At 41.9% G+C, this 14,051-nt stretch carries 12 protein-coding genes; 8 read left to right on the top strand and 4 right to left on the bottom strand.

The window, feature by feature from the left end:
• Both WBA23_RS12130 and surE read left to right on the top strand, forming a co-directional pair.
• A partial coding sequence (locus WBA23_RS12130; protein WP_424582543.1) for a hypothetical protein occupies positions 1–490 on the top strand: 490 nt, incomplete at its 5' end.
• An 11-nt stretch (positions 491–501) separates the two neighbouring features.
• On the top strand, positions 502–1,272 hold the full coding sequence (surE, locus tag WBA23_RS12125) for a 5'/3'-nucleotidase SurE (RefSeq protein WP_424582542.1): 771 nt from the start codon (positions 502–504) through the stop codon (positions 1,270–1,272).
• Here the strand turns inward: surE and WBA23_RS12120 are convergent.
• Entirely contained in the window at positions 1,269–2,390 is a 1,122-nt protein-coding gene (locus tag WBA23_RS12120; protein WP_424582541.1) for a hypothetical protein, read from the bottom strand. The genes surE and WBA23_RS12120 overlap by 4 nt on opposite strands.
• A gap of 40 nt (positions 2,391–2,430) precedes the next feature.
• On the opposite strand from WBA23_RS12120, the gene WBA23_RS12115 reads away from it, so the two are divergent.
• Together WBA23_RS12115 and WBA23_RS12110 are read left to right on the top strand one after the other, a co-directional pair.
• Positions 2,431–3,243, top strand: a complete 813-nt coding sequence (locus WBA23_RS12115) for a 2,3,4,5-tetrahydropyridine-2,6-dicarboxylate N-succinyltransferase (protein WP_424582540.1) — start codon at positions 2,431–2,433, stop codon at positions 3,241–3,243.
• Positions 3,244–3,298: 55 nt separating this feature from the next.
• On the top strand, positions 3,299–3,892 hold the full coding sequence (locus tag WBA23_RS12110) for a tetratricopeptide repeat protein (protein WP_424582539.1): 594 nt from the start codon (positions 3,299–3,301) through the stop codon (positions 3,890–3,892).
• 7 nt (positions 3,893–3,899) lie between these two features.
• Here the strand turns inward: WBA23_RS12110 and WBA23_RS12105 are convergent, their stop codons facing one another.
• Genes WBA23_RS12105 through WBA23_RS12095 form a run of 3 tightly spaced genes read right to left on the bottom strand, consistent with a single transcriptional unit; the run spans position 3,900 to position 7,326 of the window.
• The gene (locus WBA23_RS12105; protein ID WP_424582538.1) at positions 3,900–6,050 is read right to left on the bottom strand and encodes a TonB-dependent receptor; all 2,151 of its coding nucleotides are present in this window, start codon (positions 6,048–6,050) and stop codon (positions 3,900–3,902) included.
• Between the two features lie 53 nt (positions 6,051–6,103).
• A complete protein-coding gene (locus WBA23_RS12100; RefSeq protein ID WP_424582537.1) occupies positions 6,104–6,409 on the bottom strand; it encodes a DUF6660 family protein in 306 nt (101 codons plus the stop codon).
• Between the two features lie 20 nt (positions 6,410–6,429).
• Positions 6,430–7,326 (bottom strand): 3-hydroxyacyl-CoA dehydrogenase family protein, encoded by an 897-nt coding sequence (locus tag WBA23_RS12095; RefSeq protein ID WP_424582544.1) that lies wholly within the window; start codon positions 7,324–7,326, stop codon positions 6,430–6,432.
• A gap of 184 nt (positions 7,327–7,510) precedes the next feature.
• Between WBA23_RS12095 and WBA23_RS12090 the strand changes: the two genes are divergently transcribed.
• The 4 genes from WBA23_RS12090 to WBA23_RS12075 form a co-directional block, all read left to right on the top strand.
• Positions 7,511–8,551, top strand: coding sequence for a hypothetical protein (locus tag WBA23_RS12090; RefSeq protein WP_424582536.1), 1,041 nt, complete (start codon positions 7,511–7,513; stop codon positions 8,549–8,551).
• A 101-nt stretch (positions 8,552–8,652) separates the two neighbouring features.
• Positions 8,653–11,193 (top strand): DNA gyrase subunit A, encoded by a 2,541-nt coding sequence (gene gyrA / locus WBA23_RS12085; RefSeq protein ID WP_424582535.1) that lies wholly within the window; start codon positions 8,653–8,655, stop codon positions 11,191–11,193.
• A gap of 40 nt (positions 11,194–11,233) precedes the next feature.
• Complete coding sequence (locus tag WBA23_RS12080) at positions 11,234–12,373, top strand: tetratricopeptide repeat protein (protein WP_424582534.1); 1,140 nt, start codon at positions 11,234–11,236, stop codon at positions 12,371–12,373.
• 308 nt (positions 12,374–12,681) lie between these two features.
• Positions 12,682–14,051 (top strand): hypothetical protein (locus WBA23_RS12075; protein ID WP_424582533.1); only part of this gene is annotated, 1,370 nt, incomplete at its 3' end.

Genomic DNA, 14,051 nt, shown 5'->3' with positions numbered 1-14,051 from the left:
AATTAAGTATAATTTAGAAGCAGATATTATTCAGTTTAGTAGCAATAACACTATTAAAACATATAGTGCCCGGAAGATTGTATTCTTTGAAATTTATGACGCTGAATACGGTCGTTACCGAGAATTTTACGCATTACCCTACCAAGTAACCGGTGATTATAAGACTCCTCGGCTATTTGAAGTACTCTATGAAAACACGCTGACGCTACTTTGCCGGGAAGAGGTTGTACAGCAGTCAACTGCAATGTATGATCCCTTTATGTTTGGTAATCAGATGATGAACCGATTTCGGCTGGATTATCAGTATTATTTTCTGACTCGGGATGGCGAGATTCAGTATTTTTCTCAAAAGAAAGACGATTTATACGATATGCTTCCCAAAAATAAGGCGAAGGTAGAAAAGTATATTAAGAAGAATAGACTAAAGCCTGACCGACAGCGTGATTTGGTGCGAGTGACTGCTTACTATAATTCTTTGCTCAATTCCTAATAAAGTGACTAATGGGGAAACCGCTAATTCTTGTCTCCAATGATGATGGAATTTCATCTCGAGGAATTCATTTTCTGATTGATATTATGAAAGATCTGGGGGAAGTAATAGTAGTAGCTCCGGATAGCCCGCAATCAGGCATGGGGCACGCCATTACTATTGGGGAACCACTGCGGCTTACCGAGACAGACTTATTTGAAGAGGTACGTGCGTATAAATGTTCCGGAACCCCCGCTGACTGTGTAAAACTAGGTAAACATTTTGTGCTCAAAGATCAGCCGCCTGATTTGGTCGTGAGTGGAGTTAATCACGGTAGCAATACCTCTATCAGTGTGCTGTACTCGGGTACCATGTCGGCAGCAGTAGAAGGGGCAATTGAAGGATTTCCGTCAATCGGTTTTTCTTTATGTGACTTTGATGCGGATGCTGACTTCTCTCATACTGCCGAGTATGTTCGTAGAATCGCTAAATCCGCACTGGAAAATGAATTTCCGAAGGGGATTGCGCTTAACGTGAACTTTCCTCATAAACAGCAAGAACCCATTCAAGGAATACGAATCTGCCGACAGGCGGATGCCAAGTGGCAGGAGGAATTTAATCAGCGGCATGATCCCTACGGCCGACGCTACTTTTGGATGGCCGGAAATTTTGTCAATTTCGATACGGGAGAAGATAATGACGAATGGGCGATTGCCAACAACTATGTTTCGGTGGTTCCTTGTCAGTACGACATGACGGCTCATCAGGCTATTTCCACGATTAAAGAATGGCGGCTGACCTAACCTTGAAGTGCTTGTTCAATGGCTGATACAAACGATTCTTCTTCCCAATAAATGCTAACCGGTTTTCCGTAAGGATAAAAACCCGTGTTCTTCACTTTATCTACTATTTCATCCATCGGCCAACATTCTTGAGAGAAATCAATAGGAATAGTACACTGATGAGGTCGACAGTAGTCTACCCAAAGCGGATGATCCTGCAAAAAGAAGGGTAATTGATAATGCATATATTCCCAAATTCGGGTAGGAAAGCAATTTTCGGTACTGGGTAGAATTTGATGACTAACTACGCCAAAGTGAGCTTCCTGCATCGCTGCTAAAAGCTGATGGTGAGGCACTGGGCGCAAGCTAATGGTAGGAATTACCCAAGGCTTGGCCGATAGTTCAGTGGTAAGCTTTCGGTACGTTTCTACTTGGGTAACGTGCCCTATCAGCATAAATCTTAATTTACCTTCTAAAGCATGATACAGTGATCCAGCAAAACGAAGGGTATCCCAAATGCCATAAACAGTACTGATGGTTCCGGTATATACTAACGTAATGGGGGCATTAGTTGCCGGGTACTTGGTGCGGGGTTTGGCTATCACCTTGTTTTCCAACAATAAGTGAGGATATCTTTTGAGCCAAGGTTGTTCCTGAAGATATCCAGGTTCAGCTATAAACAACCGTTGAGAACGAATCGCTAACTGTCGATCTAAAAACTCCACAAAGTTGGCCAGCCATTTTCTTAATTTTTTTCTTCTGCTGTGGTGATGAGCGATATTGCGAGATTGATTTTCTCGTATGTCGTAGAACACTTTTACATGAACATAAAATAGTGAATACAGTAAAACCGCCGGTGCCAGTTCGGGTGTATTGACAATAATAAAGTTTGGCTTGATCTTGAGAAGTCGCAAAAAAATACGGGGATTTGCAGTTAATCGGTTAAAACTTTGATTGTTGAACCGGAAGATCGGATGAAATTTTATATCAGTAAATGCGGAATGTGTATTTGAGTAAAATCCTAGTATATTCACCGAAAATTTGCCAGTACGAACGAGCGACTGCGCCATCTTATGGTACATTCGTATATCATCCACCGGCTTTAGCACTGATACAATTGCCCCAACATTTTTTTTCACAATTTCTGCCCTTTACTTTAAACTGAAGGAAATCTAATTTATGGAACTTCAAAAAATGATTGAAGCGGCTTGGGAAGACCGTTCGCTTTTACAAGATAAAGACGTAAAAATAGCGATAAAATCTACTATTGCCGATCTGGACATGGGGAAAAAGCGAGTAGCCGAACCCCAGAATGATGAGTGGATTGTTCACGATTGGATAAAAAAGGCCGTAATACTTTATTTTCCGTTACAGAAAATGAAAACACTAGAAGTTGGTCCCTTCGAGTTTCATGATAAAATGAAATTGAAAACCGGCTACGAAAAGCTCGGTGTACGAGTTGTTCCGCACGCGATTGCTCGCTACGGTGCTCATTTAGCAAAAGGGGTTGTTATGATGCCCTCTTACGTAAATATTGGGGCATACGTAGGCTCAGGCACAATGGTAGATACCTGGGCAACGGTAGGAAGCTGCGCTCAAGTTGGCAAAGACGTTCATTTGAGCGGTGGAGTAGGGCTGGGTGGTGTTCTCGAACCCGTACAGGCAGCTCCGGTAATTATAGAAGATCACGCTTTCATCGGCTCCCGCTGTATTGTAGTGGAAGGAGTTCGTATTGGGAAAGAAGCGGTACTAGGCGCGAACGTTACGCTTACTGCCAGCTCAAAAATTATTGATGTTACGCAAGACAGTGCTGTCATCTACCAAGGAGAAGTTCCGCCCCGTTCGGTAGTAATTCCGGGTTCGTACACAAAAGAATTTCCTGCAGGTAATTATCAGGTACCTTGTGCGTTAATTATTGGTCAGCGTAAAGAAAGCACCGACCGAAAGACTTCTTTAAACCAGGCATTACGCGACCACCAAGTAGCGGTTTAATCAAATCCGCCTCCCAGTTTCAATCCAAGAGTTAAAAACTAAGCCAGTATCAGACATGAAATTGTTTTTCTATTCCATTCTATTTTCTTCTATTCTCTGCGCCTGCGGCGATAATCAATCGAAAGAGGGAGACAAACTGTTTAAACAGGGAAAATATGAGGCAGCTATTCAGCAGTATGACGCCTATTTAGAATATAATCCGGAAGATCTAACGTCGGTATATAACCAAGGTAGAGCCTACGAAGAATTAGGGGAGATTGAAAAGGCCTTGGAGAATTACGAAAGAGCGATAGAAATTGATCCTAAGCATGCTAATTCACTGTTGAGTATTGGTAAATATCATTTCCGAGAGAAAAATTATGCGGATGCATCCTTCTATTTTTCTAAAGCTTCAGAAATTATTCAGAGCAACCCTCAAGTGTTTTTTCTTAAGGGGCGCGCTCATCATAAATTAGGTGAAACGCAGGAAGCAATGGAGGCTTACGATCAGGCAATTAGCAAAAATGGGGATTATGGTGAGGCCTATCTATACCGAGGGGCTTTAAAAGTTTACCAAGGAAAGAAAAGTGCCGGATGCGGCGATATTCGTGTGGCTCAATCGTTAAACGTTCCCGAAGCCGAAGAAGCACTCAACGAGTACTGTAATTAACCCGATTCTATAGCTCCAAAATTACCCCGGCATTAATAACACGTCCATCGGTAGGTGCCCATATTTCCGGAAAATTTGGTTTAATGTGCTGATCAATATCAAATCGTTCTAACCGATGCTGGCGCGTATCGGTAAAGTTCTCAAAATTAACGTATAGGCTCAAGCGATTCATTTTTCGCATCATCATTAATCCCATAATCCAAAAGTCATTGGTTTGAGTTCGGTTACTCCTAAACTGACTTCCGGTGTAGTACGCTTCGTAGCCAATGCGCCACTTATCCTCTACTTCGTACATTAGCACTACGCCAATATTGTGCTTGGGTGTTAAAGGTTTTTGCAGGTTTAGGTTATCGTATTTTAGTCGGGTATTAATCAGCGCGTAGTTGGCGAACAGTTTGAAATCCCGATACGTAAGCTTAACATTAGTTTCAATTCCTTGACTGGCTACCGGACCATCAGCATTTTCATAGAAGTATTGTTCGCTATTATTCTCTCTGAATACTAGTGCTTCATTAAGTTGCGTATAGAAGAAAAGTTGGTTGATGGAGAAAGTCCAGTTATTGCCCAAAGCAGTTTTATAGTTTACATCGAAATTGACACCTACCGAGCGTTCGGCTTCCATTTCTTTGGTGCTAATTGGGAGTATTCCTTGATAGGTTAGGTTCTCCGCCTCTTCACTAAAAATAGTTGGCAGCTTATAGCCTAGCCCGCCGCCAACTCGGGCAGACCATTTTTCATTAATTTGAGAAAGCAGCGAAACCCGAGGTAAAGCAAATAAACCGTAGTTAAAATCATAGTCGAGCCGAAATCCACTCTCCAGAGCAAATAGAGTAGAAATGTTCCAGGTATTTTGAACAAAGGCACCTAGTGTGGTGTAACTATAATCCCTTTCCAACGAGTCAAAAGGGAGCTCATCAAACGTATCGGTGTAAAAATTTAATCCGGTGATCCAAGTGGATGTGGTGTTACGAATGTTGTAGGCTACTTCACTAAAAGAAGACCACTGCTTGCCAGCAAAAGCAAAGTCGGGCTCCTCGATATTTCGGTCGAAGTAAGTTAGGCTATTTTTAATATTTAACGATTTGTTCTCGGCCAGTTGGTTCTGATAGGTTAGCTGATAAGAAAATCGATCTGATTCATTTTTTTCCGTAAACTGATGAATTCCAGTGGGACTCCCCTCAATTATTTGCATATCGCCCCCTGTACGAGTTTCTATTGTACCATTAAGCGTCAGACGAAGTGTTGAGCGATTATTAAAGTAGTAGAATAATGAAGGGGTGAGGGTTAAACTTCTGATCTGAGGGATGTCGCTGAAGTCATCATTGTTTGGGTCATACGCCTGCTGCCGATTAGCCGAGGTGTACATTGTTATACCCCACTTGTTAAATCGTTTAGCGTAGAACCCATTAAACGTAGTACCCAACGCTTGAGTCTGATCCAACATCAAACGCAGTTTATCTCCGTCCTGCGGTGTGTAAGTCACTAAGTTCACTAATCCGGCAATAGCTCCCCCGCCAAACAAAGTAGAATTGCTGCCTTTTATAATTTCTACCTGCCGAAGGTCAAGCGGCGGAATTTGCATAATACTTAATCCACTGGAGAAACCTCCGAAGAGCGGAAAACCATCTTTCAATATTTGTGTGTAGCGACCATCTAACCCCTGAATTCGGATACTTTGGTTAGCCGAGCTGGCCGACGTTTGTTGCATTAGAATGCCTGTACTCTCTCGTAAAACCATTGCGATGTTGGATGATCGCATCATCGCTTTTTCCTCTAGCTCTTCCGAAGTAATCGCTTCTATTCGGGTAGGAATTGCATCAATAGACCGACTACTACGGGTAGTAGTTACAATCACTTCTTCCAATGCTTCTTCTGCTTCCAAAGCAATTTGTTGCCTACCGGATAATGGGAAAATATAAGTTTGTTGAAACGGCTGATATCCAACGTAAGATACCATCACGTCAATTGTATCGGCCTGAATTCCTGAGATGTCTACCAGTCCGTTGCTATCAGTCACAGATCCCTGATCATTAATTCTTACAGTAGCACCAAGCAACGGCTCGTTGGTCAACGCATCTGAAACTTGGGCTGTAAACGTATTTTGGCTGTAGGCTGTGGTCGCACTAAGCCACAACATTCCGTATATGATATACTTCATTTGGTATCCGAATGATTAATAAGAGAGATTTAAATAAGTAATCTAGGATGTACTTAATCACACCGGGGCGGATGCCAAATATCGAATGAGAATCGCTCGATGAAATGAAAGGGTGCTTCCGAAAGTTGAAGTTTCAGAAAAATAAAGTCTCCTGAGTAAGTCGGTAAATTAAATATAGCAAAAGTAGGGTAGCAGTGGCAAACGCAAAAGGGGGAACATGCATCAGTATGATCGGATTCTTCAGAGCTCTCATGATCCAGACAACAGCTAGGTGAGTTGCTAACTGCAAATGATTCGCTACAGGGAACCAAGCCTATGGAAAGAACTAAGGCAGATAAAAGAAGTGCTCTGATTTTCACCCAGCGAAAGTACGAATAGACTACCCCTTTCCACCAAACTGACTGGATATTTTTTGTGACTTGGGGCCTTCCTGATAATCGTAGAAACCCTCCTTAGATTTAATGCCTAGGTTCTGGGCGGCTACCATATTGACTAACAGCGGACAAGGGGCGTACTTGGGGTTACCAAACCCTTCGTGAAGTACGCGCATAATAGAAAGGCAAACATCTAGGCCAATAAAATCAGCTAGTTTGAGTGGACCCATTGGGTGGGCCATACCCAACTGCATAATTTGGTCGATTTCATGAACCCCAGCTACTCCTTCGTAAAGCGTGTAGATTGCCTCGTTAATCATCGGCATCAAAATCCGGTTGGAGACGAAGCCCGGATAATCATTCACTACTAACGGAATTTTCTGCAATTGCTCCGCTGTCTGCTGAATTAGCGATGTAACGGCAGGGCTAGTTGCATAGCCATTGATGATTTCTACCAGCTTCATCACGGGAACTGGGTTCATAAAATGCATCCCAATAACCTGAGTGGGCCGCTTGGTTTCAGCAGCTAGCTTAGTAATTGAAATAGATGAAGTATTGGTAGCAAGAATGGTTTCTGGCTTGCAGGCTTGATCAATGGCTTGAAAAATTTCTTTCTTTATATCCAGATTTTCAGTGGCTGCTTCAATTACTAAATCAGCCGAAGATACACCTTCGGATAGTGATGTTGAGGTAGCAAGATTTTTAAGAGCGGCCTTCTTTTCTTCTTCGGAAATTAGTTCTTTGGCTAGTTGCCGATCTAAGTTTTTGGTTACAGTGCGCTGAGCTTGCTCTAATTGTTTGGGGTTGATATCCACCACTACGGTGGTAAATCCATGTAGAGCAAACACGTGAGCGATGCCATTTCCCATAGTTCCTGCTCCTACAACTGCTACGCTATTTATTTTATTTTTCATGTTTATACTATTGAATTACAATGATTTATAATGCTTTATCTAAAGTAAAAGATTCAGCTTAATCTTAGGAAAAAAAGCACTTTGCATATGCAAAGACTAGTATTTTCGTTACAATTTGGAAAAGAAATTGTAATTAGCCAGAATAGCAACACTTTTGGCAAATTAGCTAATTATGGTACTCAGGTGTATTATTAGTTTGTTGTTTGTTGGTGCGTCTTGCATTGCCTTAGCCCAACCGGGGTTTGAGTCAATGGGTCAAGATGATCGATCAAGTTATCCACTGCGAGCATTCCTCAACAAGTTCTCGGTCAATTTAAGCTCGGGCTACGGACGTACATTTTATCGACATACACTAACCAATAACAACTACGTTCGCACTTCTAACGGATCGTTCATTTATCCTAATGGGGAAGGTGGCACTATTCCCGCTTACGCTAATTGGTTCAATAGAGTAACTCCTGCAATTCTGACTATACCCAGTAACGCTGACAGTTTAGCACTGGTAACAAGCGATTCTTCGTCTATCAGTATGCGGGGGGGCGGGTTTAACATTCCGATTAATCTGTCAATTTATTTTAATCTCTATCGGCTTCGTATTGGCGGTGGCATATCAGCTGATTTCCATCGGGCGCACCCACCGCAGCCGGAAGATTTTCGATCTTTTTTTCCGCGTCAGTCTTCTTTCAGTACCACCCAGATTCGTTATTACGGCATGCTGGGCTACAGCGTTTACGAATACTACGACAATGCCTTCGGAGTAGATCTTCAGGCAGGAGTTATAAGAATGGGTAATGGGTTTGATAAAGGGCTGACTGAAGCTTCTCCCTTCTTCAATGTGGGGGTTACCATAGAAAAAGTGTTTTCCGAATACTTTCGCGTGTTTCTACGTCCGGCCTATGAGTTTAAGAGTTACAATTTGCTGTTACCCGCTGGCCCAACTACCGTATTTGACCATCGTAACTCTTCTTTTTTTCTAACCTTAGGGGTGAGTATCAATTATCCGGATATGCCCCGCTCACCCATTAAGGCCGACAAAACCCAGATGAGACACTACGTGACCGATCCTAAAACCGGTAAGCGGCGTGAGGTAAGAGGGCAACCCTTCTGGAAAAAGCAAGACCCGAAGATTGGAGAGCTTTATCCGGAGTTGGTTAAAACTAAGCGAAAAAGGCAGGCAAAGCGGAAACAAATTTTTCGAAAGAAGAAAAAGTAGCCTATTTCTAGTGGGTTCATGTACCTTTTAGTGAGGCATTCACTTAATTTTTGTAAATTGCCCGCTAGTTTAAACGTCCATACCTACATTCTTAACGACTCATGGCCGAAAGCAATAAGGAAAATATTATTCCGATAAATATTGAAGATGAAATGCGAGGAGCGTACATCGATTACTCGATGTCGGTCATTATTTCGCGGGCGTTGCCCGATGTGCGTGATGGGTTAAAGCCGGTTCACCGTCGAGTGCTATATGGCATGCTAGATTTGGGACTTACGCACGCTAAATCTCATAAAAAATCGGCCCGTATTGTCGGAGAAGTACTAGGCAAGTATCACCCCCACGGTGATACTTCAGTATACGATTCAATGGTACGGATGGCTCAACACTGGTCTTTGCGCTACATGCTAGTAGATGGTCAGGGTAACTTTGGTTCCGTTGATGGAGACTCGCCGGCAGCTATGCGCTATACAGAAGCTCGCCTACAGCGTGTTGCCGAAGAAATGCTGGGTGATATCAATAAAGACACCATAGATTTTCAATCCAACTTTGACGATTCACTCAAAGAGCCGGTGTGCTTACCAAGTAAGCTTCCTAACATTCTGGTAAATGGTACTTCAGGAATTGCGGTAGGAATGGCCACGAATATGCCTCCGCACAACCTCTCAGAAGTCATTGAAGGAATTAAGCAATACATTGATAATGAAGATATTACCATACTGGAGTTAATGCAGTTTGTAAAGGCCCCTGACTTCCCCACTGGAGCCATTATCTACGGCTACCAAGGGGTCAAATCTGCTTTTGAAACCGGACGGGGTCGGGTAGTAATGCGGGCGAAAGCTGAAATAACGGAAAGCAAAACCGGTAAGCCTCAGATTGTGGTTACAGAGATTCCCTACCAGGTGAATAAGGCTTCTATGATTGAGAAGACGGCCGCTATGGTAAATGATAAGCGAATTGATGGCATTTCAGACATTCGCGATGAGTCGGATCGTAAGGGCCTTCGTATTGTCTATGATCTAAAGAGGGATTCTGTTCCTAATGTAGTATTAAACAACCTATTTAAGTATACGCAGCTACAGTCTTCCTTCGGTGTAAATAATGTTGCGCTGGTAAAAGGTCGTCCGTATACCTTGAATTTAAAGCAGATAATTGGCTATTACGTAGAGCATCGCCACGATGTAGTAGTACGGCGGACAGAATTTGAATTACGAGAAGCAGAGCGTAGAGCCCATCTGCTGCAAGGCTATCTGATTGCTCTAGATAATATCGATCGGGTTATTGAGATTATTCGTGGTTCGCGCGATCCGGAAACGGCTCGTAACAGTTTGATGAAGGAGTTTGAGCTTACTGAAATTCAGACTCGGGCTATTCTAGATATGCGGCTACAGCGCCTGACTGGGTTGGAGCGGGAAAAAATAGAAAGTGAGTACGATGATGTGCTAAAGCAGGTAGCCTACTACAATGAGGTGCTGGCTAATCGTGATTTGCGAATGGGCATTATCAAAGATGAGCTAGATGAATTAGATCAACGGTTCGGAGATGAGCGGCGCACTCAAATTGTACACAGTGCGGAGGATATTGGTATTGAAGATATAATACCCAATGAGCCTATGGTCATCACCATCTCGCACAAAGGCTATATTAAGCGGAATCATATTGATGAATACCGCTCCCAAGCCCGAGGGGGAGTAGGCTCAAGGGGTGCTTCGGCTAAAGATGGTGATTTTACTGAACACTTGTTCATTGCCAATACGCACAACTATCTGCTCATTTTTACAGAAATGGGCCGAGTGTACTGGCTAAAGGTCTTTGAAATTCCCGAAGCTAGTAAAACGGCTAAAGGTCGAGCTATCCAAAATTTAATTAATATTCCGGCAACTGATGGAGTAAGAGCAGTTATAAACGTAAAGAACTTAGATGATCCGGACTACATTAATAACTCACACATAGTGATGTGTACGGTGAATGGAACCGTTAAAAAGACAGTCTTAGAAGCCTTCTCGCGTCCGCGCATAACCGGAATTAATGCGATCACGATCAACGATAACGATCGCCTGCTAGATGTAAATATGACCGATGGTAAATCGGAAATCGTACTAGCTGTACAATCCGGACGAGCCATTCGCTTTCCTGAAAATGAAGTCCGCCCGATGGGACGAAATGCGGCCGGTGTTCGAGGTATTAGTTTGGACAACAATGAAGATCAGGTTGTTGGAATGGTATGCTTTGATGATAGCGATGACAAAACGCTACTAGTTGTTTCCGAAAATGGCTACGGAAAGCGATCTAACATTGATGAATATCGTATTACCCGTCGGGGTGGAAAAGGCGTGAAGACCTTGAATGTTACATCCAAAACGGGTAAACTGGTTAGTATTAAGAAGGTAGCTGACCAAGATGACCTTATGATAATCAACAAATCGGGCATTATGATCCGTACCCCGGTTTCTAATTTGCGAGTGATGGGAAGGGCTACTCAGGGAGTACGTCTCATCCGATTAAGTGACGATGACTCCATAGCTTCGGTTACTAAAGTAGAAATCGAGGACGATATTCCAACCGAAATTCAAGAAGAGGTTCAAGAAAAGATTAAAGATATATCAACCGATAAACCAACGTCTGAAGAGGAAAATAATTAAGCAGTTAAAACTTTTTCTTATTTAAATTTTACTACGTATCATGAAACAATTGCAATTACTACTTGTAACATTAATTGCTTTGCCTATACTAACTTTTGGGCAAGCGAAGAATGTTCGTAAAGCTCAATCATCCCTTGAAAAAGGCGAGCTAGCCGAAGCTAAACAATTAATTGATCCGGCAATTAACGATGAAAAAACCAAAGATGATGGCAAAACCTGGTATACCTACGGTGATGTCTACTTAGCGATTGCTACCGATTCAACCAAATCTGTGCAGGTTGATGAACCTTACGAGAAAGCGTTGATGGCCTATCGTAAAGTGAAAGACCTTGAAAAAGAAAACTCACTGTATGCGGTTCAAGCTGATCAGCAGGTTCAGCAAGTATGGGCGAATGCCGTTAATAATGGAGCAAGCTTATACTCTGCGCAAAGTTACGACGAGGCTATTAAATTATTTGACGTAGCAAAAATGGCTATGCCTGATGATACCACAGCGTACATCTACGGCGGAATTTCAGCTCAACAAGCTGGAAACATGTCAGCAGCTGCCGAAAACTACGCTTACTTAGTGGACTCGCTAGATTACACCAGTAAAGATTTCTATAATAGCTTAATTTACATCTATTTAGTAGAAAATAAAGATGAAGAAAAGGCTTTAGAGTATTTGCGAAAAGCACAAGATGTATTTCCAGAAGATCCCGAATTTTTGAAGCGGGAAATTACGATGCTCATTAATAATGAGATGTACGATGAAGCCAAGCAAAAACTAGCCAAAGCTGTTGATGCTGAACCTGATAATCCCATGCTTTATTATAATCAAGGCTATTTGTACGAGCAGATGGATGATAGCGAGCAAGCTATTGAAAGCTACAAGAAAGCGATCGAAAAAGATCCGAAATACTTCGATGCCAATTTTAACTTAGCGGCTTTCTACTATAACGAAGCGGCCGATATTCTAGCTGAAGCTAACGATATGGATTTGAAAGAATACCAGGAGAAAGGGGAAGCTATTGAAGCTGAAGCGAAGAGTTACTTTGAAAAGGCATTACCTTATTTAGAAACTTCTCAATCTCTTGAGCCGGATAATCAAAAAGTGCTGGAAACGCTTGCAACTGTATACCAGCGGCTAGAGATGAATGATAAAGCTGAAAAAATTAACAGTAAGCTTGATAGTATGTAATTTTCTTTCGGTATAAAATCTTTAAATAGAAAGGGAAGGAGTATTGAACTCCCTCCCTTTTTTTCTTGCTCAAATTCTAGCTATATAAAACAATTATAGTGTTAAGGATACAGCCATTTGAAAATTATAGAATGCAGAATAATTAGCGAGGGGTAGCGTATTAATAATAAAGCAGAATATATCCTATACCGATAAATTTAACCCTCCAAAGCTTAACCAGAAATGCTTTGATTAAATTTGATGTATTACCATACATTCGGTATTTAAATGTATAAAAAAATTGCAGATTTGAGTAAAACAACCAGGGTATGAATGACTCAAAGTTTTGGCAAAACTGGCATCCCACCAGCCGAAACATATATTTATTCCTCTTAGCGGTATTGTTACTAGCCGTAGCCGCTTTCGCTATTTATTACCCCCAGGGAATACATAATTTGGTCTTTTGGGAACGAATATCAGAACTAAAGGAAGTACCCGTTGCCCAGAACCCCATTTCGGTAGGGTTATTCTCTTTTTCGTATGATCTTAATTACAGTATTGTACTGGAAACCTTTATAGGCAGTAGTATCCATCATTCATCAACCGGGGCGTACGCATTACTCATAATAGTTGCCTTAAGCTGGATTATTTTGCTCACTATTTTTTCTGCACTGGATAGGTTCTGGTACTACGTAGGAGTACTATTATTGCTAGGTCTCATACTTCTGTTTCAGTTTGAACAATTACTTTGGTTTGGTCAAACTCAAAAGTTCGGAGTAATAGTAGCCTTCGGATTGTTTTTAGTACCTACTGCCTACTTTCAATTAATTAATTCCAACGTAGGTTTGCTAGCCCGACTGCTGACATTTGCCGGAGCCACTGCTTTGTTCGGATTACTAATAGAATTGTTTGCCCAAGTTTCTAATCCATTCCTCACACTTGCCTACCATAGCTTGTGGGTACCCCTTATCTTAAGCATTTTATTTATTGTTCTGGTTGGTCATGAAGTAATTAGTTTCATTGTTAAGTTAACTACCCAAAATAATACTCCGCAAAGCTCGAATAGTCTGCTTCATATTTTCGCGCTTTCAGCAATCTATTTACTAAACCTCACGCTTTTACTTCTGAAGAATATTGGAACAATCGCCTGGGATATCATCTACATTGACGCTTTTTGGCTATTATCCGTTTTGGGTATTATTGGTATATGGGGTTTCAAGGATCGGGAGTTTCAGTATAAGCATTTATTTCCTTTTGCGCCGCTGGGTGGTTTTTTCTATTTAACATTAGCTATTGTTACTTTGGCCACGGTTGCATTTCTCTCCTGGCAAGGTAATGATCCGCTACTCGAGAGTCTGGAAGATGCTATAGTTTACACTCAGGTCGGTTACAGTTCGGTTTTTTTGATCTATTTAATAGCGAACTTTATTCAGCCGCTACTGGAAAATCAGCGAGTATACTCGATTATGTATCGCCCTATAAACTTTCCCTACGGCACAGTTCTAATTATGGGAACGATTGTTACCATAGCATTTTTTGCCCGAGGGGGCTTTTTCTCATACGCACAGTTAATATCGGGCTACAACATCGGAATTGGAGATCTTCATTGGATGAAAGAAGAGCTATTTGTAGCGGAGCAATATTACAAGCTCAGCGATCAATACGCCAACAATAATCATCGGGCCAATTATTCATTAGG

This window comes from Tunicatimonas sp. (assembly GCF_049647865.1).
Classification (GTDB): domain Bacteria; phylum Bacteroidota; class Bacteroidia; order Cytophagales; family Cyclobacteriaceae; genus Tunicatimonas.
Note: the sequence above shows the minus strand (reverse complement) of the source record. Positions and strands in the feature narration are given on the sequence as shown.

Bases quoted from the DNA above. Each gene is read 5' to 3' on its own strand.
- surE (WP_424582542.1), top strand. From the start codon at position 502: ATGGGGAAACCGCTAATTCTTGTCTCCAATGATGATGGAATTTCATCT.
- WBA23_RS12115 (WP_424582540.1), top strand. From the start codon at position 2,431: ATGGAACTTCAAAAAATGATTGAAGCGGCTTGGGAAGACCGTTCGCTT.
- WBA23_RS12110 (WP_424582539.1), top strand. From the start codon at position 3,299: ATGAAATTGTTTTTCTATTCCATTCTATTTTCTTCTATTCTCTGCGCC.
- WBA23_RS12105 (WP_424582538.1), bottom strand. From the start codon at position 6,050: ATGAAGTATATCATATACGGAATGTTGTGGCTTAGTGCGACCACAGCC.
- WBA23_RS12090 (WP_424582536.1), top strand. From the start codon at position 7,511: ATGGTACTCAGGTGTATTATTAGTTTGTTGTTTGTTGGTGCGTCTTGC.
- gyrA (WP_424582535.1), top strand. From the start codon at position 8,653: ATGGCCGAAAGCAATAAGGAAAATATTATTCCGATAAATATTGAAGAT.
- WBA23_RS12080 (WP_424582534.1), top strand. From the start codon at position 11,234: ATGAAACAATTGCAATTACTACTTGTAACATTAATTGCTTTGCCTATA.